The sequence below is a fragment of the Streptomyces sp. NPDC046870 genome (assembly GCF_040704595.1).
Classification (GTDB): domain Bacteria; phylum Actinomycetota; class Actinomycetes; order Streptomycetales; family Streptomycetaceae; genus Streptomyces; species Streptomyces argyrophylli.
Map to the genome: position 1 here is coordinate 66,518 of NZ_JBEYXM010000030.1, position 23,212 is coordinate 89,729.

Genomic DNA, 23,212 nt, shown 5'->3' on the forward strand with positions numbered 1-23,212 from the left:
GAGATGACGGTGCGTCAGGCGACGCGGTGAGGCCGGGGAACGCCGGCGGAGCGCCGTACCGCCTCAGGCTGTCCGCGCGTGGAAGGGGTGAGGGGTGCGGTGGGGCAGGGGTCAGGCCGCGATCGTCTTGTACTCGACGTACTGGGTCAGGCCGGCCGTGCCGAACTCCCTGCCGATGCCGCTGCTCTTGAACCCTCCGAAGGGGGCGTCGAAGGAGAACGGCGCGCCGTTGACGGAGAAGGTGCCGGTGCGGACGCGCCGGGCGATCTCCAGGGCCCGGCCCTCGTCGGCCGTCCACACGCCGCCGCCGAGGCCGTACGGGGAGTCGTTGGCGATGCGGACGGCGTGGTCGTCGTCGTCGAACGGGATGACCACGAGCACCGGGCCGAAGATCTCCTCCTGCGCGATGCGCATCGAGTTGTCGACGTCGGCGAAGAGGGTCGGGGTGACGTAGTAGCCGTCCTCCAGGCCGGCCGGGACCTCCGGGCCGCCGGTGACGAGCCGGGCGCCCTCGCGGATTCCCGTCTCGATGTACGCGCGCACGCGCTCCTGCTGGTCCGCCCTGACCATCGGTCCGATGAAGGTGGCGGGGTCGGAGGGGTCGCCGACGGTCAGCGACTCGACGAGGTCCTTCAGCTTGGCCACGGTCTCGTCGTAGCGGCTGCGGTGCACCAGGATCCGCGTGTGCGCGACGCAGGCTTCGCCGTTGTTGGCGAAGGAGAGGAACTTCAGGCCCTCCGTCATGGCGTCGAGGTCGGCGTCCTCCAGCACGATGGCGGCGGACTTGCCGCCGAGCTCCAGGCTCACCCGCTTCAGCTGCCGCCCGGCGATGGCCGCGATGGCGCGTCCGGCGCCCGTGGAACCGGTGAACGCGATCTTGTCGATGCCGGGGTGGGAGATGAGGTACTCGCTGGTGGCGCGGTCGGCCGGCAGGATGCTGACCACCCCCTCCGGCACACCCGCCTCGGTGAGGATCTCCCCCAGCAGCAGGGTGACGAGGGCGTTCTCGGGCGATGCCTTGAGCACGACGGTGCAGCCCGCCAGGAGCGCGGGGACGATCTTGACGAGCGCGGACTGGTGCGGGGCGTTCCAGGGGATGACGGCCGCGACGACGCCGACCGGTTCGCGGCGCACCAGGACGCGGCCCGTCGTGCCGTCGGTCCGCGGCAGGTCCTCCTCCCACGGCAGCGCCGCCGCGGCGCGCAGGAAGGCGTCGGTCTGCTGGGACAGCGCGGCGGCGGTCCAGCCGGTGAACCAGCGCGCGCTGCCGTTCTCGGCCGTGGTGAGGTCCGCGATCTCCTCGGTGCGCTTGGCGTAGAGGTCGTTGAAGCGGGCGACGACGGCCTGGCGTTCGGCCGGGGACAGGCGCGGCCAGGGACCTTCGTCGAACGCCTTGCGGGCGGCGTCGACGGCGAGGTCCACATCGGGCTTCGTGGCCTCGGCGGCCAGCCCGACCAGGGACCGGTCGTGCGGGGAACGGACCTCCAGCAGGTCCTTCTTGGCGGGCTCGGTCCAGCGTCCGCCGATGTACAGCCTGTCGTAAGTGATCACTGGGATTCCTTTCGCAAGGGTCACGCCGGGAGGGCGGGAGAGGCCGCCACGTTAAGAGAACGACGTTTTCCTAGTCAAGAGAACAGCGTTTTGTTAAGTTTGATTCCCGCGGCTGATCGGCCTGGCGGGCGTGTACATGTCGCCATGGCCGAAAAGAGCCGTATAGTGCGGTTGATCGACTTGCAGTAGCGCATGTCGCGACACATCGGTACAGGTGGCTGTGTGATAGGGCGGGAACCGGAGTTCGAACAGCTGACCGCCCTGGTCGAGGCGGCGCGCGAGGGGCACGGCGCCTCGGCACTCGTGCACGGGGAAGCGGGGATCGGCAAGAGCAGATTCGCGTCCGCGGTCGTCGAAGCCGCGGCCTCGTCAGGATTCACGGTTCTCTCCTGCCACGGCATCCGTGGCGCCGGCGCGGCCGGATTCGAGGGCCTGCACGAACTGCTGCTGCCCCTGCTCGACCGTGTCGACGCCCTGCCGCCGCGCCAGCGCACGGCCCTGAAGGTCGCGTTCGGCGCCGAGGGTGAGCCGGCCGACCGTTTCATCACCGGGCTCGCCGCCTTCGGACTGCTGGAGGAGGCCGCGGCCCGGGGGCCCCTCGTGCTGCTGGTCGAGGACCTGCACTGGCTCGACCGGTCGACGGCCGACATCGTCACCTTCCTCGCGGCCCGCATGAGCGTCATGCCGGCGCTGCTCCTGGCCACGAGCCGGACCGATCGCGTCTACCCCGACCGCAAGTCGCACTTCAGGCACCACGTGCCGCTGGCGCCGCTCGGTCAGGAGGACGCGCTGAAGCTGGTCGCCCTGCGCGCGCCGGACCTGACGCTGCCGCAACGGCGCCGTCTGGTCGAGCGCGCACTGGGCAACCCGCTCGCCCTGACCGAATGGTCGGCCAATCCCTCCTGGGCCGAAGGGCCGCCATCCGCCGAGGGAGACCGTGTTCCGATGGGCAGGCGTCTGGAGGACTCCTTCCTGGCCGAGGTCGCCCTGTTGCCGCCTGCGACGCGGCACGCCCTCCTCGTCGCCGCCGCCGCGGAGGATTCGAGCAGCTACGAAGTGCTCGCGGCGGCCCGCAACCTCGGCCTGGACCAGGGCGACTTCGCGCCGGCCGAGAGGTTCGGGCTGATCACGCTCACCGCCGGCACGTACAAGTTCCGTCACCCGTTGGTGGGTTCGGCCGTGTATGACAGCGCCGACTTCGGCGCGCGGTCGCGCGTGCACACCGAACTCGCGGCGGTCGTCGTCGAGCCCGCACGCGCCGTCCAGCACCGGGCCGCGGCCGTCGCCGGCTGGGACGAGGACGTCGCCGCCGAACTCGAAGCACTCGCCGTGACGGCCGGCCGGCGGGGTGCGCGGACCGAGGCCGCCGCAGCCTGGCGGCGCGCGGCAGCGCTGACCCCGGTGGCGGCGGACCGGGCACGGCGCACGGTGATGGCCGCGGAAACGGCACGGCAGGCGGGCGCGACGGCCGACGCCGTGGCCCTGCTCACCGAGGCGAGACCGATCGTCGCCGACGAGGCGTCGACGGTGCAGTTGGCTCGTACCGAATGGATGCTCGCCGGCACCAGCTCGGCACTCCTCGGGCGCGGCGGCGACGAACTCGTCGCGCTGTCGCGGAGACTCAGCGATCCCGCCGACCGGGTGGAGGTCCTCACGTGGGCCGCCGTGCGCAGTTTCCTCCGTCAGGACACCTCTCCCGACCTCGCGGCGGCCGTCGCGGACGAGCTGCGCCGGGCCGACGCCGCCACCGAGCCGCAGCGGGTCCTCCGGGACATCGGCTTGGCGCTGGTCAGCCCGGCGGACCGGATCGGCTCCGTGGAGAAGGCGCTGTCGTTCATGCAGCGGGAGGCCCGCGAGGGGTACGCGACACTGCTGAACTGCCTGGCGTTCGCCGTCGAGGACACCCATGACCTCCCCGTCGCCGACCGGGTCTGGGGCGCCGGGATCGACATGTTCCACCAGTCGGCGCGGGCCGGTGACGTGGCGGTGGCCCTCTCCGGACGCAGCACCGTCCGCGTGACCGCCAACGCGATCGCCGCCGGCCTGACCGACGCGGAACTCGCGCTGCGCCTCAGCTACGACCTCGATCTGCCGGTGATCGGGGCCCTCGCCACCGCGAACATCGCACGCGCACGCGCGTGGCGCGGTGAACACGAGCTCGCGACCGCCGCCCTGGACACCTGTGGCGAACTGTCCGGCCCCACCCCGATCCCCCGGGTGGCGGCCGTGGCGTCCTGGGCGTCCGCCCAGGTGGCGGCGAACGAGGGTCACGCCGAGGAGGCGGTCGTCCACCTGCTGGCAAGTCTCGAGCACCCGCCCGTCGGCGTCTGGGCGGGCGGCGACCTCGCCGACACGGCCGTGCGTGCCGGCCGGCCGGACGTGGTGGAGGGCTGGCTCGACATGGCGACGGCCGCCCTCGCGTCCGGCGACTCCGGGCATCTCGCGATGCTCGTCGAACGGTCGCTGGCGCTCCTGCCGCGGGGCGGCGATCCCCGCGTCCACTTCGAGCGGGCGATACGACACGGTGAGGGGAGCACCGCGTTCCTCGACCTGGCCAAGACCCGGTTGTTCTTCGGCGAGTGGCTGCGCCGGGAACGCCGCATCGTGGAGGCGCGCAGCCATCTCTCCGCGGCGCTGCCCGTCTTCGAGTCACACCGCGCGGCACCGCTCGTGGAACGAACGGCACGGGAGCTGGGCGCCGCCGGCAGCACCGTGCAGTCGGCACAGCCGCGCCAGACCTTCGACGCCGGAGCCGTGCTGACCGCGCAGGAACTGCACGTCGCCCGGCTGGCCGCCCAGGGGTACACGAACCGGCAGATCGCCGACCAGTTGTACCTCTCCCACCGCACCGTGGGAGCGCACCTGTACAAGGTCTACGCGAAGTTGCAGATCAACCGGCGGACGCAGCTCGCCGCCGCCCTCGCGTCCGACACGCCCGGCTGATCCGGCGTGATGCAAACGAGAGGCCCTAGGTGTGCTGTTTAGCGGCGGGCCCAGTCGGTGACGAAGGCGGTGTTGCTGAGCACGGTCACGCTCGCGTCCGCGGCCTGCAGCCGGGTGGCGGTGGGGGTACTCACGTCGTCTCCAGAGGAGTCGAGGATGGGGCAGGACAGCCGGGCGCCCGATAGGCGTCTCCACTGCCCGCTGGGCGAACTGGCACGCCGTGAGCAGGCCCGAGGCGACCGTCCCTCGGGCCTCGCGGAGCACCAATACGACCTGGTTCATCGCCACGGCGACTACGACCTGAGTGCGACACCAGCATGATGAGCCCGCGCGGATGCGCCCAGCCAGCAGATCAAGGAGTTTCTCCCGCACCGTCCCAGCCCCACCACCTTCACTCGCCTGCGACGGCGCTCCGCGGCATCGAAGCCGCGGCCCAGCCAGGTGCGTTGTGCTGGTGCGCAGCCGGTCGGCCGCGCACCCACACCTTCAAGCGGTGAGGAGCAGCCCCTGCCTGACAGCAAGACCACCAACCAGTCAAGATGTGCGTTGCGTGAACGTGCGAGATACCTTGAGGCGCTTTGGGTCGAAGGCGTCGGTTGCGCCGGCACCGTGGTTGCCCGGGCCGTCGTTCCACCCGAGTACCTTGCGAGCCACCCCCTTTACACGGGGGTGGCTGGGCTTGAGCGCGATCTCAAAGTGGGATTCCTTCGGCGTCTTGAAGTCACCGCCCCAGGCCACGACGCCATCAAGTTCAGCGAGGATGTCGCGGACGACGACAAGTTCGTTCGGGTACAGGTTGTCCTTCGCGCCGACCGGATACGCGACGGGCCGGATTGCTATCGCGCTTCCGGACAGGTAGTTCGACTCGTATGCCTCGGCCACCTCACGGTTGATGGTCCAACCGTGAACGTCACCGGCCCGCAGGGAGTCGATCTCGTAGTGGAATCTTCGGGCCACGTGCAGCAGGATCGTGGCCGCGTCGCCTTTAGCGAGTGAGACCTTCCGGCCGCTGCCCTCAATGGTGAATGCTGTTGCCTCGTCCAAGACGGACCAGCCGTTCTTCGACGTTGCGCTCTTCCACGTGCGAGTGTCGGCGGAGGCCACTGCGGTTGCGCTGAGGTTGACGAGTGTTGCGGCTGCCGCAGCGCCGGACGTGGCGCCGATGAACCGACGTCGTGACAGACCAGTCTGGGTCATGACTGACTTTCCTTTCGGGGCAAGCGAGTGAGGTGCGTGATGCCGAACTTCACGAGGACGGCAATGGCGACGATGGAGATGACGGCGCACACCACAAGGGACGGGTTGACCCATACGGGCACCAGATCGAAGTGTGCATTGCACCTGTTGTGCAGTGGGAAGAATTTCTGGAACTCCGCAGCGTGCGCATCCCTGTACGCCCTGTCGTAGTGCACGTGATGGACGAACTGGCACGTTTCGCGGACATCAAGCCCTGTTCTGAACACGCCCCAGGTCCACGCCAAGAGGCCCGCGAAGAGAGAGACAGAGCACACGCGTGCCCACCACAGCGGGCGCCGCCATGATCGGTCTCGAAGTCCGGTCACGATGCGGAAGACATTCCATAGGTTCCACACCAACCAGACGACGAGGATCAGTGCGGCGATAAGGGCTCCTGCTTGCTTCATTCCGTAGTTCTATCCGTCGTCACTGGGCGGCGCGTGAGCGGGCTGCCTTGAGGTACTTTTCGTGGTTCGCCTGGTACAGAGACAGTTTGGTGGTCTCCGTTCCCATACGGGCCAGCAGTGCGTCAACGAAGCCCTGCTCGAAATTGCTGAGCTTGTCACCGCCGCCGGGGAGGTTTTGGTAGTCGCTCGGAGACACCACTCCCGCGAGGGTGATGAGTTGGAGCTGAGCGACGGATAGCGTCGCGTCCACCGCGGTCAAGGCGTTGTGCGCGGAAGTCTTGCAGTCGGTGGCGTTGCCCCACCTGTTGGTGAAGTAGTCGTTGAAACGCTTGAGACCGCCGCCGCCGTTGTAGTGGTCTCTCACAGCGTCGACGATGGTCTTGCCGCCATTTACGGCCCGGGCGATAAGGTATCCGTCGGCGTCCTCGATGAGATCGTTGAATCCGAACGATGAATTGACTCCGGGTACCGCAAGTTTGGCGTGGGCGAACTGTAGCGGATCGGCATACTCCTGCTCGGAGTTGCGCCAATCGGCCCAGAACGTCATCAAGTCGCCTGCCCAACCGCCGACATCGCCCCCGTTTGCCGATTTCTTGTTGTCCGGCTGCGCCGTCAGGAGGTGGGCGTTGGCCGTGGCCATCATGTGCTCGGCGCCGAGCTGGTAGCCGGTGAAGGGATCGGTGAACAGGGCCTTGACGCTCATGCCGTTGGAGTTGCAGTAGTCGACGAACCCGCCGTCGTACGAGCCGATGAGGTACCACCAGCCGACCTTGTTCGCGAGGTCCTTGTCGCCGTATGAATGGTGGCGGATGTACTCCATGACGAGCTGACTGCGCTTCTGGCCGCCGGCGCCGTAGGAGCCCGCCAGGTCGTACAGCTTTTGGACGTAGGCGATGAAGTCGTCGGCAGGGCCACCTGCGTCGCTCACCGACGAGACGCCGCGGTCGAGGCCGGAGACCGCGTCGTTGTCCAGATCGAACCCGTCGGAGCCGTTGGTGACGTGGAATTCCTTGATCTGGTTGAAGGTCCAGTTCCTGGGGATGGGGAAGCCGAGGTTTCCGGAGAACCCATAGGACATGCCGGAAATAAAGGAGTAACGGGCGAACGTCTTGTTGCTCACGGTGCTACAGACGTTCCTGGATCCGTACACACCGTGCGTGTACCTCTTTCCTTGGCTGGCCAGGGCTGCCTGCACGCCGTGGAAGTACGGCACGATGGAGCTGGCGATCTCCTCGCCGGTCGCGTCGTAGTCCACGGCGAAGTAGATGGTGGTGCCGCGGTTGAAGCCGTAGTCGGAGGCGCACTTGTGTGCGTTCAGACCGTGTGAGTAGCCGTTGGTGTAGGTGAAGTCCGCGAGCTGGCGGGCATTGTCCTGGTAGATCGGGAAGACCTTGAGGCCAGCCCCGAAGATGACGTCCAGTTCACCCGGCTTGATCTCCTTGTCGAGAGTGGAGCCGGGCGGGTCGTATATGTAACGGCCAACGAATCGGTAGCCGTGGTCGAACAGCCACTTGGCGCGGGAGCTGGTGATCTCGTACCGCGTATCCGAGCCGGTCACAGCGCGATCAGGGTCTCCCATGGAGACTAGTAGCTGCGCCCACGTCTCGTAGTCGCCGTTTCCGTTGACGGTCAACTTGTTGAATCGCTGGAATAGTTGGACCCACTGGGTGAGCCCGGAGTCGTAGGAGGAGCGCCATGTCGTGTTGACGTCGTTGCCGTCGCTGTCGTAGGTGGGCGAGTTGAAGAGGCATATGGCGGAGAAGAGTTGGACGAAGACTCCGGAGGCGCCCTGGGTGAGCGTGTGGGACTGCAACCCTGCCTGGGTGGCTGGCCCGAAGTTACCGTTCGGAGCGGCGATGCCCAGTTCGTACTGCAGGGCGATCATCAGTGACTTCTGGACGTCGCGGGAGTAGATGCCGTCGCACGGGCCGATGCTGTAGGCGCTCTTGGTCCAGTAGCGGCCGTTGAGCCACTGCTGGATCTCGCGGATCCCGTCGGTTCCGCCCGCCACGACGATGTAGGCATCCATGTTCATCAAGGCCTTGGCGACCTGGACGTTGATGACTCCTTCGCCACCAATGCCCATGTTGGATCGCAGCTTTGAAACGGCATCACGGGTGACACCGGTGAACCAGCCCTCACTGCCTGGCTCGACGGCCCAGTAGCCCTTGCACCACAGGGCGTACTCGAGGATGGCAACGATGTTGCGGTTGGTGTCCCACTCGAAGCCGATGTCGCCGAGGGCGGCGAACTTCGACGCCGTGGTGGGGCCGAAGGACGCCACGACAGGGCTGATGCCAAGTTCGTGCTGAAGTGCCATGACCAGGGAGTTCATGGTCCCCCAGCCGGTCTGGCCGTTCTCCGGGCAGGCGACGTAGCCGGCGACGCTGCCGTAGTTGGAGTTGACCCACTTTTGGGCCTTGAGGACTTGTTCGTCTGCCACAGCTGTTCCTTTCGGATGGAACCAGGTGCACGCGGCGCGATCCGGGCGGATCGCGCCAGGGAAGTGAGGTCAGTGCCGCAGTGCTTCGACGGGTTGGATGCGGCTTGCGCGCCAGGACGGATACAGGCCGACGAGGAGACCGGCGGCGAGCCCGAGTGCGGGGGTAGCGGCTCGGGTCGCCGGGGCGAGGACGGGCGTCCATTCGGCGACGGACTGGTGGTGTGCGTCGTGGAACGGGTCGTAACCGCGGCCCTGAACGAAGTGTGGTCTGGCTGCGGCGAGCACACCGGAAGAGGCCGCGATCACCGGGGTCTGGGAGACGGCTCCGTTGCTGTCGCCAACCGGGGATGAGCGGACCGACTCGTCGGACGCGAGGTGGGCCTTCCAGTACACGCCGGCGGCGTCGACCCCGTTCAGCGGGCCATCTTCTGGTCGGCGTCCTGGGGGGAACGCCAGAGGTATGTGATCGGCGTCGAGGCCATCCGTGTCCTCCACGGTCACTTCGGTGGCGGTGAGGCGGTTGAAGCGAGCGTCGATCGACGCGACTATGGTGGATTCTTGGTGACAGCGCCTCCTCGGGCCGGTAGACGCCGCGTCCCGATTCAGTACTGCTCCATCCGGTCGACGTAAATCTTCGGGTGCTGCGGAATGGGCCCGAGATGGACGCCGCCAATAGTGCTGGTCTGGCTGTCGCTGTCATGGGCAGGCACATCGGTCATGCGGTAGGTGTTCGAGGCTACCCAGTCGACGCCGTTCCCGACGCTGATCTCGATGTAGTAGTTGGCGCTGTCCTCGGTGTCGTTGCGCACGGTGACCGTGGTCCGCACGCCGTCAGCCTCCGGGGTGGCGGACACCTTCAGGTCGCCGTAGAGGAGCACCTTGGTGGCGCCGTCCTGCGAGAAGGAGGGCGTCGGCTCGGCGTCCTCTGCTGGTTCTCCGGAGGTGGCGACGGCGGACGGCGTGTCCGGCCGCGTCGACGGAGAGACCACCGCGGTCGGCGTCTCAGGGGGGTGGGCGTTATCCTCCCCGGCGCCGCAACCGGTCGTCAGGAGCAGTACGGCGAGGCCGGACATGCCCCGGCCCTTCCACGGTGTGGCCGGGCCGGGGCGGAGCGGGCGGGAGGGGAGGTGCGTCAGTCGCATGTTCCGACGCTGAGGTAGTTGTCGACCAGGACCTTGCCGGTGGCGTCCTCCATGTAGGAGTACGCCTGGCCGCAGTAACCCTTGCTCTGGTAGACGGGACCGGCGTACTGGGAGAAGGCGCCGAAATCCTCGGAGTCCGCAGTGGCGGTGTAGTTGTCCTTGAGCCGGACGCCCATGTAGTGCGTGATGCCGGTGTCGTTGAAGAACACGGCGCAGATGGGCCGGTCGTACAGAGTGTTGCTACCGCTGTAGGTGCCATTCCACCACGTGTATGCGGTGCCGTAGGTGCCATACCGCGCTGCGCTCACGGAGATGGTGTAGCCCGGTCCGCACACATTGGCGGCGGCGACCGCGGCGGCGGTGTCGGCCTTCAGGACCTCTTCGGTCCCGCTCGCGGCCTTGGCGGCGACACTGAGACCGCCCGTCCCGCTCACCACGGTGGACTGCGCGGCCAACGGCCTTGCTTCGGAACGTGGTTGATTCTGGGAGGCCGCGCCCGCCGGCGCAGCGACGGCCCCGGCGAGAGCAACAGCTAACAGAGCGGCACGGATGGCCAGTCCCATGAAAGTTTCCTCGCTGTGACCGGAGTTGGCGATCGGACATGAACGCGCCCCAGCGTCGCCCAGGAATGATTCCGCTTTCAAGGGATCTTCACGCAATGACTCCATGGAGGCGATCATTGGCCGAAACATGACATCGATGTCACAGCTGACCGAGATGGGGGCGCGACTTCACCGCTGTCGGTCCGCTCTCGCGCCCGCCAGCAGGCCCGGGTCCTCGACTACCTGGGATCGGCCGGGAGAAGGGCGCCGAGGTTGTGATCGGCGGTGGCCGGCTCGGCGGGGAGGCGTACGACCGGGGCTTCTTCGCGGAGCCGACGATCTTCGGCCGGGTGGCGCCGGACATGCGAATCGCCCAGGAGGAGATCTACAGGTGTGCGTGTGCGGTCGCGGCGTTCCGCCAGATCAGGGTTGCGGGTGCGGTCTAGCCGAAGGTCGCGCCCAGGCAGTCGTCAAGGGCTGCGAGGCAGCCGCCGAAGTAGCCGCCCGGCCCGTTCACGGCTTCGCCGAGCGCCAGGTAGACGCCCGGTTCGTCGGTGATGCGCTGATCGTCAAGGTCATAGGCGTGACCAGGCGACGAGTCACGGTGGGTGCGTCGGCAGGCCCGCTCCCGGACGAGGTCGAGCCAGGCCCAGCGGCGACGCCCGTCTGGCAGCGGGCAGGTCGGTGGCCAGGGTGAGCAGGGCGGTGTTACGGCTGGGGTGGGCGGGCAGCTTGTCCGCCGCGAGGCTCTCAGGCTTCTTGCGCGGCCTGCCCGGCCCGATCCGCGGGACGCGGATCTTCTCCAGCACCGGCGTGAACTGCGTGCAGTCCGCCCGCTGTCCCGGTGTGACGATCAAGGACAGCGGGCGGCAGCGGCCGTCCGCACTCAGGTGGAGCCTGGTGGTGAACCCGCCCCGCGAGCGGCCCAGGCCCTCAGCTCCTGCACCACCTCCACCAGGCGGGCGACGAGGCTCTGCCACGGCGTTTCGCCCTGGTGTTCTGCCGGTTCGGCCCCCTTTGAGGCGGGCGCTGGCGGTGGTTCGGTGCGAGCGCCGGCAGCATGCTGATGTGCCCGCACGATGGTGGAGTCGACCGAGATGTCCCAGTCGATCTCCCCAGCTGCATCGGCCTCGGCCTGCACCTGCTGGAGCAGGCGTTCCCACGTTCCGTCGGCCGACCACAGGCGGTGGCGTTCATACACCGTCTTCCATGGGCCGAACCGTTCGGGCAGGCCACGCCACTGAACACCGGTCCGCACCCGGTGCAGAATCCCGTCGATCACCTACCGGTGATCCCGCTACCTGCCACAACGCCTGTTGCTGACCGGCAGGAACGGCCGCAGCCGTTCCCACTCGGCATCCGTCAGATCGCCCCGCCCCATGTCCACATCAACGACACGACTGCGAAGTAGTCACATGATCGGCCGGACAAGTCCTAGGCCAGGCGTCCGCCGCCGTCGACGTGCAGCACCGTTCCGGTGACGTACGGATTGTCCATGGCGAAGAGCACCGCCTTGACGACGTCGTCCGCCGTTCCGACGCGCCGTGCGGGGTTGTTGCCGGCGATCTGCCGGAGGAAACCAGGCTTGGCGTCACCGAGCCTGTCCCAGGCACCGCTGTCGATGATGCCGGGGGACACGGCGTTCACGCGCAGCGGGGCGATCTCGACGGCCAGGGCCTGGACGAGGAAGGCCAGGGCGCCGTTGGTGGTCGCCATGACGGTGCGCTCGGGGGCCGGGCGCCAGGCGGCGACCCCGGAGAAGAAGGTGAGGGAACCGCCCTCGCGCGCCTGACCGGCCAGGTGCTTGGCGATGAACAGCGGACCGGTCACCTTCGCGGCGAAGGCACGCCGGACGTCGGCCGGGTCCAGTTCGGCGAGCGGTCCGTTGGCGGGCACCGCCGCTGTCGACACCAGGTGGTCGAAGGCGCCGACCTCGTCCGCCAGCCGCGCGGCGGACCCGTCGTCGGTGATGTCGAACTCCACGGTGCGCCACGGGCCGGTCAGTTCACCGCCCGTGTCCTTCAGCCTGCCGAGGTCCGGCCCGGCGAGGACCACTTCGGCGCCCGCGGCCGAGACCGTGCGGGCGAGGTGCCGTCCGATGGCGGAGCCGGCCCCGATGACGACGATGCGCTGTCCGGTACGTTCCTGCGTGGTCACGTGAATCTCCTTGGGTGAGCGCCGTGGCGCGGCCGATGGGGCACGGGCGTCACTCTTCTCCCCCGGAGGCCGATGAGGCCAATGACTGTTTTCGTCGCTCCCCATAAGTTCCACTTATGACGCACGCTCCTACGCGGTCCACTCGCGCAGACAGCGGCAGGTGGCCGGGAGGTAAGCCGAACATCCGGGCCGGGGCGTCAGCCGAGACGCGGTTCGCGGCGGCTGACGGCCGGGACGGAACGGGTGCGCGAATGCCGACCGGCGGACAGCCGAACCACCCGCTGGCGTCGGTCCGCGCCACCGGCTACCGCCCCAGCGCAGGCGGCGGCGCGGCGACTCCCTGGCCGGACGGGGAGACCGCCGCCGACCGCCTCGGGGCGGCCCGTGGCACGTCCGCCCCCGGCCCGGGACGGGACGGGTGTGCGCGTGCCGGCCGGACCACCCGCCGGCGTCGGTCCGCTACCGGCTTCCGCCCTTGCGCAGGCGTCTGGCGACGTGGGCGGGCATCAGCGGGGCGTGTTCCCCGAGGGTCTCCAGGAAGGACGAGGTCACCGGGTCCGGGCTGGTGCGGGTGTAGCCGGTCAGTTGCCGGCGCAGGGGCGGGTCGGGGCGCAGGAACGCGCCGGCGAAATGCGGCGGGATGGTGTTGGCGGGCACGAGGGTGGGCCCGAGTCCGGCCGCCGCGTACCCGATGGCCGACGCGGCCTGTTCGGTGCGCACCGCGACCCGGGGCCGGAAACCGGCGGCGTCGCAGGCCCGTTCGAGGATGTCGGACAGGCCGCTGTCGGGGGTGAAGTGCACCCACTCCCGCTCGGCGAGGTCGGCCAGCCGGACGTCCGGCGCTCGGTCGGCGAGTGCCACCGGGTCGTCGGAGCGGGTCACGACCAGGAACTCCTCGGCGCCGATGTGCCGGGCGGTGCCCTCCCAGTCCTCCGGCAGCGGCCCCAGGGCGACGTCGGCCTGGCCCGCGGTCATGGCCTGCGCCATCTCGTCGCTCCGGCGGTGTTCGAACAACCGGATGCGCACACCGGGGTGTTTGCGGCGCCACAGTCCCAGGACCGTGGGCAGCACGCCCGCGCTGACCGAGTAGAGGGTGGCCAGGTGCAGCTCGCCGGTGGAGACGCCGGCGGCGCGGCGGGCGGAGACGGTGGCCCGGCCTGCCTCGGCCAGCGCGGCCCGGGCGTGGGGCAGCATCGACCGGCCGGCCGGGGTGAGCCGCACGCCGCGCGGCAGCCGTTCCAGCAGCGGCCCGCCGACCTCCCGTTCCAGTGCCTGGAACTGGTGGGAGAGCCCGGGCTGGGTGACGTTGAGGCTTTCGGCGGCGCGGGTGAACGACCCCTCGTCCACGATGGCCACCAGGTACTCCAGCTGTCGCAGCGTTGGCATGTGCTCAGCTTATAGAAAGAATGCGGAAGAGTTCTTGGACTTATGGGCGGATGCGGGAGCACGATGAGCGCGTGCCGGGGAACGGACGGCCCGAAGGAGTCGGACGACTCCGCACACCCGGTCATACATGGCGGAGTTTCCGCAGCTCAGGCGCACATGTCCAAGGAGTCATCATGTCACCCTCCCGCTCGGAGCCGACCATCACCGTGGGCAACATCGCTCTGTCGTTCCACCGTGCCGCCGCCGCGGTCACGCGCCGCGTCCTGGAGGCCCACGGCCACCGGGTGAACAGCGTGGAGGCACCGCACGAGCAGTTGTTCCGGCTCCAGGAGGAGGGCGGAGTCGACGTCCTGGTCTCCGCGTGGCTGCCCTCCAGCCACGACACGTACCTCTCCCGCTACCGGGACCGGGTCCGGGTGCTGGCGCCGCACTACCGGCCGTACTGCGTGTGGGCGGTGCCGCCCCACGTCCCCGAGGACGCGGTGCGCGAAGTCGCCGACCTGACGCGGCCGGAGGTGGCCGGGCGGATGACGAAGACCATCGACGGCATCAACCCGGGCGCGGGCATCAGCCGCTTCTCCGCCCGGATGGTGGACGCCTACGGTCTGCGCGAACTCGGCTACGCCTTCGCTCCGGGCACCGAGTCCGGCTTCCTCTCCCGGGTGGAGCGCGGTGTCGCCGCGCGGGAGTGGTTCGTCGTCCCGCTGTGGCGCCCGCAGTACCTCAACCGCCTCTACGGCCTGCGCCCCCTCAAGGAGCCCAAGGGCCTGCTGGGCACCGTGGACGACGCCAGTGTGGTCGTCCGGCTCGACGCGCTGGACCACCTGCACCCCGACGCGGTCGCCCGGCTCGACAGCCTGCACCTGGGCAATGACGGTGTCGAGGAGATCGACGCCCTGATCAACGTGGACGGCCTCACCCCGTTGCGGGCCGCCGACCGCTACCTCGCGAAGCACGGCCACGCCCTGACGCCGTGACCCGCGCCGCGAGGACGCGGCGGCGCGCCCGTACCCGGCCGCTTACCCCTTCGAGCAGCACACGGAAAGCGAAGATCTACCCATGAACAAGACCACCATGCGGGCCGTCGGTTACCGCAACAGCCTCCCCGTCGACGACCCGGAGAGCCTGGTCGACGTGGAACTGCCCGTCCCTGAGCCCGGCCCGCACGACCTGCTGGTGAAGGTCGAGGCCGTCGCGGTCAACCCCGTCGACTACAAGGTCCGGCAGAGCAACGACCCGGGCGGCGAGATCAAGGTGCTCGGCTGGGACGCCGCCGGCACGGTCGTCGCGGTCGGCGAGAAGGTCGGGACGTTCAAGGCGGGCGACGAGGTGTACTACGCCGGCGCCCTGGACCGGGCCGGCGCGAACGCCGAGTACCACACGGTCGACGAGCGCATCGTGGCCCTCAAGCCCGCCACGTTGTCCTTCACGGAAGCCGCGGCCCTGCCGCTGACCTCGCTGACCGCCTGGGAGGGCCTGTTCGAGCACCTCGGCCTGGAGAACGGCGGTCTGAACCGGGACGGCGCCCTGCTGATCACCGCCGCGGCCGGGGGCGTCGGTTCCATCACGGCCCAGCTGGCCCGCGCCCTGACCAGCCTGACCGTCATCGGGACCGCCTCCCGGCCGGAGACCGTCGAGTTCGCCACCCGCATGGGGGTGCGGCACGTCGTCGACCACCGCCGGCCCCTGGTCCCCCAGATCGCCGAGGTGGCCCCGGACGGCCTGACACACGTGTTCAGCACCGCCCACACCGACGGCAACCTCGGCGCCTACGCCGAGGCACTGCGGCCCTTCGGCAGGATCGTCGCCATCGACGACTTCGACTCCCTGCCCATCGGGGTCCTGAAGGCCAAGAGCATCTCCTACCACTGGGAGTTCATGTTCACCCGCTCCCTGTTCCAGACCCCCGACCTGGACCGGCAGCGGCACATCCTGACCCAGATCGCCCGCCTGGTGGACGCGGGCGTCATCACCACCACCGCCGTGAAGGACCTCGGCAGGATCGACGCGGCGAACCTCCGCGAGGCGCACCGCGTCATGGAGTCCGGCTCCGCCATCGGCAAGATCACCCTCACCGGCTTCTGAGCCGCCCCCGCACACCGGCCGCACAACACTGCCCCCGGGCGCCCATTACCTGCGTTCACGGGCATCGGCGACTGGAATCACGTGTCCGGCCGGCCCGCGGTGAGGACAGTTGTTCCGGACCGCGGCCGACCAGGCGCGGGCCCGCGCGGACGCGCACGGCCGCTTCCGGCCCCCAGGGCCACCCGACGACTTACGGAGAACGCCATGACCCACCCCGAGAACGGACCCGTCGTCCTCATCGCGCGCATGCAGGCGCGTCCCGGCAAGGAACAGGAACTGAGGGACGCGCTGCCCGCCCTGGTGGCCGCCACCCGGCAGGAGGACGGTTGCCTCACCTACGTGCCGCACCAGGGCCTGGACGACCCCGGACTGCTGGTCATGCACGAGGTGTGGCAGAGCGAGGAGCACCTGCGCGCCCACGCGGCCAGCGACCACCTGCGGCGGTTCGCGGAGCTCGCCGAGATGCTGACGGTGGGCGGCATCCAGATCGAGCGGCTCACCGAGCTGGCGGTGTAGAGGCGGACGACAGCCCTGCCCGGTCAGTCCGACTCCGCCGCCCGGGGGCCGGTGCGGAAGACGGCGGTGACGGCCTTGCCTTCGAGCGCCGGACGGGCGTGCCAGGAGTCGGCGAGGGCGGCGACGAGGTGCAGGCCCCGGCCGGACTCGGCCAGGGGGTCCGCGTCCGTCGCGCGCGGCCAGCTCGTCGTCCCGCCCTTGTCGAAGACCGTCAGCAAGGTGGCGTTCCGGTCGTGGTAGAGCATCAGGCCCCGGACACCGGCCGTGTGGGCGGCCGCGTTCGCCACCAGCTCGGTGACGACGAGGAGCGCGTCCGGCAACCTCGCCCCGAGGGACTCCGCGCAGGTGTTCCGCACCACTTCCCGGGCCCGCTGCTCCGCCCGGCCGGAACCGGCGAGGCTGATCACCCGACAGGCGCCCGCGGAGGGCCGCGCCTCCACCGGCACGCCTTCCCGGTCAGGGCTGAGTGTTCTGTTCACGATCGGTGTCCTCCCACGCAAGAACCGCTGTTCAGGCCAACCGATGCACCGAGTTGGATATTCCAACTAACGGATCGGCCGCGTGAGTTGTCCGATGGGCGGGACGGTCGCGCGCGTTGAGGCAGAAGGGTTGCCCCAACGGCTCGCCCCGTCTCCCCGTCCGCCGTTTCCGAGCCCGGCGGCAGCAGGATGAGCGGTGGCGGGTCGTGGGCGACCCGCGAGGAGGGGAACGCGGCAGCGCCCGTTCCCCTCCACCCGCGACCCATGCGAGAGGAACAACGATGGTGTCCTTGGCCCATGCCGTACACGTCAGTCCGATGCAGCCGCTGGCGCCGACCGCCCTGCCTCCCCGGCCGGACGGCGGCCCGCTGCTGTGGTCCCCGCTGTCCACGACCCTCGTCTACGGCCCGCGCGAAGCCCTCCTGGTGGACCCGGGGCTGACCACGGAGCAGGGGGCCGCCGTCGCGAAGTGGGCCGCCGGTTTCGACCGTACGATCACCGGCGTCTACGTCACCCACGCGCACGGCGACCACTGGTACGCGACGGCGCCCGTGCGTGAGCGGTTCCCGGAGCTGAAGGTGTGGGCCACGGCCGAGACGGTCGCGGAGATGGAGCGCACCACCCCCGGCGGCCGGCCGAACCCGTTCTGGGGAGCGGCGTTCCCCGGCCTGATCGGGGACACCCCGGTCATCGCCGAGGTCGTACCGGAAGGCGGCCTCGAGGTGGACGGGCAGCCGCTCGTGCCGCATGCCGCCGGGCACACCGACACCGATCACACGACGTTCCTGCACGTGCCGTCCCTGGACCTGGTCGTCGGTGGCGACGTCATCTACAACCAGGTGCACCAGTACCTCTCCGAGGCCGGCACGGACGGCATCGACAGCTGGCTCGGCGCGATCGACGCCGTGGCCGCCCTCAACCCGGCAACCGTCGTGGCCGGGCACAAGAATCCCGAGCGTGACGATCCGGCGTCCGTCATCGACGAGACCCGCGCCTACCTGCGTGCGGCCACGGAGGTCTTCGCCGCCGCCGGCAGCCGGGCGGAGTACTTCGAGGCGATGACACAGAGGTTCCCGGCGTGGCTGAACCCGAGCATCGCGTGGCTGACCGCGGTGGGGCGCTGGGCCGAGTGAGCAAGGTGTGAGGCACGCGACGGGGCCGTGCCGCCGGTGGCGACCGGCGCCGGGGGCGGCCCCTCGCCCCGGCGGACCGGCTGGCCCGTCCGAGGCTCTTGCCGGCGCCCTCCGGCCGAGAGAAGCGGCCTAACGTCGGACGGAGGGGGGAACGGTGTACGTGTTCACCAGGGAGACGATCAGTCCCCCCTCGTCCAGTTCGGCGGTCTCGACACCCGCGACGACGCCGAGGCGTCCGTCGGGGGTGCGGAACGAGGCGGCCCACTCGGCCCGCAGCGTGCCATCCGGGTCGACCGTGGTCTGCCACAGGTGCCGGGACTCGGCGAACATCGTGATGAACCGACGGTAGAAGCCGAGGATCGCCGGGAAGCCCGTCACCGGCGTTCCGGTGATGTCGACCGTGGCATCCGGGGCGAGGATGTTCGCCAGTTCTGTTTCCAGGATCGCCGGATCCGTCACGACCCGGTCGGCCAGGCCGACGTAGCGGTCGAGAACGGTGGTGGGCGGTGTGGACATCTGCTCTCCCTTTCCTGAGCGCTCAGGTCGCGGGCCCGTACTCGCGGTCGAACTCCTCGTCCGGCACCCCGTTGGCCCGGGCCGCACGTCGTACGAGGTCGGGCGCGAGCAGTGTCGCCGGATGCGCGAGCATGAAGCTGACGTCGCGGAATGCCTCGGCCACCCGGCTGTCGTGCACCGCCGCGGCCATGACGTGCCGCATCGCCCAGGCGGTGCGCTGCTGTGGGGCGGTGCCCGGGCGCCCGGCCAGGCCCAGGCGCGCGGCGTCCGCGGTCGCCGACGTCTGCCACGCCGCGCCGGCCACCACGTGTTGCAGGGCGAAGAAGTGCCGGGCGGGGGCGTCGAGGTCCGGCGCACCGCGCAGGTACTCCGACAGGCAGGACGCGTGCAGCATCGCGGAACTCATGCCCTGGCCGTAGACAGGGTTGAACGACGCCACCGCCTCCCCGGTCACCACCAGACGGGCGGGGAAGCGATCGAGGGCCTCGAAGTGGCGCCAGCGGTTGTCGGGGTGCCGGAAGGGTACGGGTCCACCGGTCAGCCGGCCCTTCACGGCTTCCCGGTAGACCGGTGGCAGTCCGGCGCACCTGGCCCGGAAGCCCTCGACGTCCGACACCTGCGGATCGTCGCCGTAGGAGGCGAGCATCACGGCCCATCGCCGGTCCTCGACGGCGTTCACCGCGGCCCCGGCGAACCGTTCGGAACCGGACCGCGGGCCGTAGCGCGTGATGCCGCTGAGCGGGCCGGTCCAGTCGGGTGAGCGCTCGAAATGAGCCGTGACGTAACGGACGTCGACGTCGAGCCGTTCCATCCGCGGCCGGGGCCACTCCCCCGCCTCCAGCCAGTCGGCCATCCGGCTGCCGCGCCCGGTGGCGTCCACGAAGAAGTCGCCGGCCCGGACGGCCTCGCCCGTCCCGGTCGAATACCGCACCGCCGCGACGCGTTGACCGTCGTAGACCAGGCCCGTGACGCGGCCGGTGACCGGCTCGACGTTCGGCAGGCCGAGGGTGCGCTCGCGTATCAGTCCTTCGAGGAAGGGCCGGGTGCAGATGAGGAAGCCCACGTTGGGCGTGCCGACCTGCTGGACCCCGTCCACGTACGACACGCTCCGGTCCGGGCCCGGCAGCACCGCTCCCCGGGCCTCGGCCTGGCGCGTGGCTCCGGGATACCACCGCTCCAACTGCCGCAACCCGCCGGGCATCAGGGTGTGGACCTGGGAGCCCTGCGGCACACCGGGGCGTGGGGCGCTGCCCGTGTCCCCTTCCCCCGCATCGGGGTCGATCACGACGACGCGCTCCGCGTGGTCGGAGAGGACCCTGGCGGCGAACAGTCCCCCGATTCCCGCGCCCAGTACATGCACGGTGCCGAACAGGACGGGGGTCTCCGCGGGCGCCCCGGAGGCACCGAGGCGCTGGAACACGGCGATGGGTGAGGGTGGCATGCGCTTCTCCAGGTCGGTCCGGGGCTCCGCGTCGACGTACGTATCACCGGGGGGACGGGTCGGCGGCTCGGCGAGGAGCGTCGCCGGCTCGCCGGACCGGTGCTCACTCGAAGCGGTAGTCGGACAGGTCGACGGAGACGATCAGCGGCTCCGGCGCCGGGGTGTTGTCCGGCTGACGCGGGTAGATCCGCAGCTTGGACGGCAGCGTGATCCCCTGGACCTGCACCGGGTCGATGAGGTACCGGGCCGCGGGATTGCTGCCCTGGATGTCCACCTCGTAGTCGTGCCGGACGAGAAGCCCGCTCCCGTCGAAGTAGTACGTCTGGACCGCGCTGTGCGTCGCGATGGTGTCCGGGAAGACGACCCGCAGGCGCCGCCACTCCTCACCGTTCTCCTGCCACGGCTCGATCTCCTCGCTCGTCACGCCCGGCTGTTTGAGGAGGAAGGGCGACGTGAGGTAGGTCCACATCGTGTACCCGCTGAAGTACGCGACCTGCGCGTCGCTCCAGGGCGTCTCCATCTCATAGCCCGCGAACGACGTGCGGGGCTCGTCCAGTTCCTCGACCACCGCGCCGTCCGGGGTCTCGATCGTGACCCGGTCCGGTGTGAACACGGAGTGGTTCCGGGTCGGCGCGAACGGCCAGTGGGACACCCGCTCACGTGTGAGGTCGACCCGCACATGGCAGTCCTCCAGGACCGTGGGCTTGCCCTTGAGGCCCCACAGGACACCGCCCTGGTGCAGCCTGGCGGTCAGCGAGGAGAAACGGCTGAACCGCTCCAGCCCGCCATGCGCCTCGATGGCCAGTTCGACGAGATCACTCATGCTCGTACTCCTCGTGGTTGCTGTCGTCCGGGTGGGGTTGCCCGCCCCACTGTGCGGGGCCCCGCCGGCGTCGGCATCTGCCACATGACTTAGTGGTCGCGTTCGGGTGTCCTTCGGGGATGGATCATGTAGCCGGCGCGGCGGAGGTTTCTTCCTGGTGATCGGCAGTGTGCCGGTCGAGTCCGGCCGACGGGTCGTCCGGGTCGGAAGTGGAGGACTTCCACTGGAACAGTTGTGCCGCGGCGTTGTAGCGGTCTTCCTGGTAAGCCGGTCGGCGGCCTTCTGCCCGCCGCCGCGTCCGTAGGTGTGGTCGACCCGCATCGCCCGGGCCCGGCCCGGTGGCAGGGTGGGGTGGCATCGGCATCGGGCCTGGACGAGGGTGGGCGACCGGGGCGCCGGCCGTCGGCCGGCGGGGAGTCTCGTGGCCGTAGGCCACCTTCTCAGGTCTTGCGTGCCACGCACACATGCGTAGCACGCAACCTTGGCGACCCGGCGCCTTAAATGACCAACTGGTCATTACAGCGGGAGAGTCGTATCCTTCTAATGACCGCATGGTCATTACGGCCCGGCGGCGCATCTACTCGTCAGGAGATGAGACGGCATGTCCGGAGACAGGGAGCCCGCGCCTCACCAGGTGGTCATCGTCGGCGGCGGCCCCGTCGGCCTGTGGACCGCTCACGAACTGGCCCTCGCGGGCGTACGTCCCCTCGTCCTGGAGCAGGGGGAGCACCGCAGCCCGCATTCCAAGGCCCTGGGCGTGCATCCCCGCACGATCGAGGTACTGGCGATGCGCGGTCGCCACAAGGAGATCCTGGCAGGCGGCCGGCCCATGCCGGCGTGGCATTTCGGCATGCTGGACAACCGCCTGGACTTCCGGGAGCTGCCCACACCCTTCCCCTTCATGCTGGCCTTCCCGCAGTCGTCCACCGAGGAACTGCTGGAGCGGTACGCGGTCGAGTCGGGCGCGGAGGTCCGGCGGGGTCACGAGGTGGTCTCCCTGACCCAGGACGACACGGCCGTCACCCTCCAGGTCCGGGGCCCCGCCGGCACCTACGAGGTGACCGCCCGGTACGTCGTCGGCGCCGACGGCACCCACAGCACCGTGCGCCGCCAAGCGGGCGTCGACTTCCCGGGCACCGGGACCTCCGCCTACGGGTACCTCGGCGAGGTCGTGCTGGACAGTCCGCCGCCGGCCGGGTTCCAGGCCCTGAACGAGGCCGGTCGCCTCCTGGTGGTGCCGCTGCCCGGCGGCAGGTACCGCGTCACCGGGTACGACCCGCTCAACCAGCGCCGCGATCCGCTCACACTGGACGAACTCCGGGACGCCGCACGGCGCATCGCCGGCACCGACTTCGGCATGCGGGACCCGTCCTGGCTGACCCGGTTCGGCAACGCGACGCGCCTGGCCGCGTCCTACCGCACCGGCCGGGTGCTGCTGGCCGGGGACGCCGCGCACAGCCACTTCCCCGCGGGCGGGGTCGGTCTCAACGTCGGGCTCCAGGACGCCATGAACCTCGGCTGGAAGCTCGCCGCCGTCGCGCAGGGCAGGGCCGGCTCGGAGCTGCTCGACACCTACCACTCCGAACGGCACGCGGTGGGCGAGGAACTCGCGGAGCACACGCTGGCGCAGAGCGCGCTGATCACGGGCCTCACCCCGGACGTCACCGCGCTGCGGTCCCTGCTGAGCGACGCGATCGCCGACGCGCCGGACTTCTCCAGGATGCTCGCCGGCAAGCTGTCGGGACTCGACACGGCCTACCCGCCGGCCGACGCGGACGCCCATCCCCTCACCGGGGTCCGGGCCTACGACCCCGAGGGCGAGGGCATCCTCCCGCTGCTGCACGACGGCCGTCCGGTGCTGCTGGCCATGGGTGACGCCCCGGTCCCGGGAGAGGTGTCCGAACGGGCGGCGACGGCCGGCGTCGCGGTCCACCGCAGCCGGCTCTCCACCACCGGCGGGGACCACTGGGCCGGGGTGACCGCGGCACTGCTGCGGCCCGACGGACACGTGTGGTGGGCGACGGAACAGCCCGCCGCCACCGCCGGCTTCGCCGGTGAGACGGTCGAGGCCCTGGACGCCCTGCCCGCGCGGTTCTGAGGCGGTCGGGGCCCGCCGGGGGAGGTGGTGAGGGGCGGGAATGCGCCACGGGGTGGTGGTGTTGAGAGAACCGTCTGACATGTTCGAGTCAACGGGCTCGGGCGGTCGGCGGAAGGAGTCCCTCATGGCACGCAGCACCACACGCCCCGTCGTCAAGCTGAAGTCGACGGCCTGCACCGGCGTCACCTACGTGACCCGCAAGAACCGTCTGAACGACCTCGACCGGCTGGTCCTGCGCAAGTACGACCCGGTGGCCGGCGCGCACGTTCTCTTCCGCGAGGAGCGCTGAGCCCCGCGCACCCTCGCCCGCTTGT

General features: G+C 70.0%; 21 protein-coding genes and 3 pseudogenes. 9 read left to right on the top strand and 15 right to left on the bottom strand.

Annotated elements, in window-relative coordinates:
• Positions 1-111 precede the first annotated feature (111 nt).
• Positions 112-1,551 carry an aldehyde dehydrogenase gene (locus AB0946_RS36975; RefSeq protein ID WP_366765105.1) on the bottom strand — a complete coding sequence of 480 codons (1,440 nt, stop codon included), beginning with the start codon at positions 1,549-1,551 and terminating at the stop codon, positions 112-114.
• A 222-nt stretch (positions 1,552-1,773) separates the two neighbouring features.
• Here AB0946_RS36975 and AB0946_RS36980 point away from each other — a divergent pair, with 222 nt between their 5' ends.
• The gene (locus tag AB0946_RS36980) at positions 1,774-4,494 is read left to right on the top strand and encodes an AAA family ATPase (RefSeq protein ID WP_366765106.1); all 2,721 of its coding nucleotides are present in this window, start codon (positions 1,774-1,776) and stop codon (positions 4,492-4,494) included.
• 192 nt (positions 4,495-4,686) lie between these two features.
• Positions 4,687-4,902: pseudogene (locus AB0946_RS36985) on the top strand (chloramphenicol phosphotransferase); the annotation flags it as partial.
• Positions 4,903-5,028: 126 nt separating this feature from the next.
• Here the strand turns inward: AB0946_RS36985 and AB0946_RS36990 are convergent.
• The 6 genes from AB0946_RS36990 to AB0946_RS37015 form a co-directional block, all read right to left on the bottom strand.
• A complete protein-coding gene (locus tag AB0946_RS36990; protein ID WP_366765107.1) occupies positions 5,029-5,691 on the bottom strand; it encodes a hypothetical protein in 663 nt (220 codons plus the stop codon).
• The gene (locus tag AB0946_RS36995; RefSeq protein WP_366765108.1) at positions 5,688-6,137 is read right to left on the bottom strand and encodes a hypothetical protein; all 450 of its coding nucleotides are present in this window, start codon (positions 6,135-6,137) and stop codon (positions 5,688-5,690) included. Before AB0946_RS36995 ends, AB0946_RS36990 begins: the two co-directional genes overlap by 4 nt.
• 19 nt (positions 6,138-6,156) lie before the next feature.
• On the bottom strand, positions 6,157-8,580 hold the full coding sequence (locus AB0946_RS37000) for a glycoside hydrolase domain-containing protein (RefSeq protein WP_366765109.1): 2,424 nt from the start codon (positions 8,578-8,580) through the stop codon (positions 6,157-6,159).
• 69 nt (positions 8,581-8,649) lie between these two features.
• Positions 8,650-9,081, bottom strand: a complete 432-nt coding sequence (locus tag AB0946_RS37005) for a hypothetical protein (protein ID WP_366765110.1) — start codon at positions 9,079-9,081, stop codon at positions 8,650-8,652.
• Positions 9,082-9,182: 101 nt separating this feature from the next.
• Positions 9,183-9,653 carry a hypothetical protein gene (locus AB0946_RS37010; RefSeq protein ID WP_366765111.1) on the bottom strand — a complete coding sequence of 157 codons (471 nt, stop codon included), beginning with the start codon at positions 9,651-9,653 and terminating at the stop codon, positions 9,183-9,185.
• Between the two features lie 59 nt (positions 9,654-9,712).
• Positions 9,713-10,177 carry a hypothetical protein gene (locus AB0946_RS37015; RefSeq protein ID WP_366765112.1) on the bottom strand — a complete coding sequence of 155 codons (465 nt, stop codon included), beginning with the start codon at positions 10,175-10,177 and terminating at the stop codon, positions 9,713-9,715.
• Positions 10,178-10,539: 362 nt separating this feature from the next.
• Here AB0946_RS37015 and AB0946_RS37020 point away from each other — a divergent pair, with 362 nt between their 5' ends.
• Positions 10,540-10,710: an aldehyde dehydrogenase family protein gene (locus AB0946_RS37020; protein ID WP_366765113.1), complete on the top strand. Its 171-nt coding sequence runs from the start codon at positions 10,540-10,542 to the stop codon at positions 10,708-10,710.
• Here the strand turns inward: AB0946_RS37020 and AB0946_RS37025 are convergent.
• The 4 genes and pseudogenes from AB0946_RS37025 to AB0946_RS37040 form a co-directional block, all read right to left on the bottom strand.
• Positions 10,710-10,931 (bottom strand): annotated as a pseudogene (locus tag AB0946_RS37025) (hypothetical protein); the annotation flags it as partial. The gene AB0946_RS37020 and the pseudogene AB0946_RS37025 sit on opposite strands and share 1 nt — an antisense overlap.
• A gap of 40 nt (positions 10,932-10,971) precedes the next feature.
• Positions 10,972-11,645: pseudogene (locus tag AB0946_RS37030) on the bottom strand (IS5 family transposase); the annotation flags it as partial.
• Between the two features lie 53 nt (positions 11,646-11,698).
• The gene (locus tag AB0946_RS37035; RefSeq protein WP_366765114.1) at positions 11,699-12,421 is read right to left on the bottom strand and encodes an SDR family oxidoreductase; all 723 of its coding nucleotides are present in this window, start codon (positions 12,419-12,421) and stop codon (positions 11,699-11,701) included.
• Between the two features lie 459 nt (positions 12,422-12,880).
• Positions 12,881-13,807, bottom strand: a complete 927-nt coding sequence (locus AB0946_RS37040) for a LysR family transcriptional regulator (protein WP_366765115.1) — start codon at positions 13,805-13,807, stop codon at positions 12,881-12,883.
• Positions 13,808-13,980: 173 nt separating this feature from the next.
• On the opposite strand from AB0946_RS37040, the gene AB0946_RS37045 reads away from it, so the two are divergent.
• The 3 genes from AB0946_RS37045 to AB0946_RS37055 all read left to right on the top strand — a co-directional run bounded on the left by AB0946_RS37045 (position 13,981) and on the right by AB0946_RS37055 (position 16,408).
• A complete protein-coding gene (locus AB0946_RS37045) occupies positions 13,981-14,784 on the top strand; it encodes a glycine betaine ABC transporter substrate-binding protein (protein WP_366765116.1) in 804 nt (267 codons plus the stop codon).
• Positions 14,785-14,866: 82 nt separating this feature from the next.
• Entirely contained in the window at positions 14,867-15,892 is a 1,026-nt protein-coding gene (locus tag AB0946_RS37050) for a zinc-binding alcohol dehydrogenase family protein (RefSeq protein WP_366765117.1), read from the top strand.
• Between the two features lie 204 nt (positions 15,893-16,096).
• On the top strand, positions 16,097-16,408 hold the full coding sequence (locus AB0946_RS37055) for a putative quinol monooxygenase (RefSeq protein WP_366765118.1): 312 nt from the start codon (positions 16,097-16,099) through the stop codon (positions 16,406-16,408).
• A 23-nt stretch (positions 16,409-16,431) separates the two neighbouring features.
• Here the strand turns inward: AB0946_RS37055 and AB0946_RS37060 are convergent, their stop codons facing one another.
• On the bottom strand, positions 16,432-16,887 hold the full coding sequence (locus tag AB0946_RS37060; RefSeq protein WP_366765119.1) for an ATP-binding protein: 456 nt from the start codon (positions 16,885-16,887) through the stop codon (positions 16,432-16,434).
• Between the two features lie 281 nt (positions 16,888-17,168).
• Here AB0946_RS37060 and AB0946_RS37065 point away from each other — a divergent pair, with 281 nt between their 5' ends.
• A complete protein-coding gene (locus tag AB0946_RS37065) occupies positions 17,169-18,020 on the top strand; it encodes an MBL fold metallo-hydrolase (RefSeq protein ID WP_366765120.1) in 852 nt (283 codons plus the stop codon).
• A gap of 129 nt (positions 18,021-18,149) precedes the next feature.
• On the opposite strand, the gene AB0946_RS37070 is transcribed toward AB0946_RS37065, so the two are convergent.
• The 3 genes from AB0946_RS37070 to AB0946_RS37080 all read right to left on the bottom strand — a co-directional run bounded on the left by AB0946_RS37070 (position 18,150) and on the right by AB0946_RS37080 (position 20,800).
• A complete protein-coding gene (locus tag AB0946_RS37070; RefSeq protein ID WP_366765121.1) occupies positions 18,150-18,536 on the bottom strand; it encodes an ethyl tert-butyl ether degradation protein EthD in 387 nt (128 codons plus the stop codon).
• Between the two features lie 22 nt (positions 18,537-18,558).
• Positions 18,559-19,977 (bottom strand): FAD-binding monooxygenase, encoded by a 1,419-nt coding sequence (locus AB0946_RS37075; protein WP_366765122.1) that lies wholly within the window; start codon positions 19,975-19,977, stop codon positions 18,559-18,561.
• 103 nt (positions 19,978-20,080) lie between these two features.
• Positions 20,081-20,800: a hypothetical protein gene (locus AB0946_RS37080; protein ID WP_059265929.1), complete on the bottom strand. Its 720-nt coding sequence runs from the start codon at positions 20,798-20,800 to the stop codon at positions 20,081-20,083.
• A gap of 601 nt (positions 20,801-21,401) precedes the next feature.
• On the opposite strand from AB0946_RS37080, the gene AB0946_RS37085 reads away from it, so the two are divergent.
• Together AB0946_RS37085 and rpmG are read left to right on the top strand one after the other, a co-directional pair.
• A complete protein-coding gene (locus AB0946_RS37085) occupies positions 21,402-22,898 on the top strand; it encodes an FAD-dependent monooxygenase (RefSeq protein ID WP_366765123.1) in 1,497 nt (498 codons plus the stop codon).
• A 124-nt stretch (positions 22,899-23,022) separates the two neighbouring features.
• Positions 23,023-23,187: a 50S ribosomal protein L33 gene (gene rpmG / locus AB0946_RS37090; RefSeq protein WP_366765124.1), complete on the top strand. Its 165-nt coding sequence runs from the start codon at positions 23,023-23,025 to the stop codon at positions 23,185-23,187.
• Positions 23,188-23,212 lie beyond the last annotated feature (25 nt).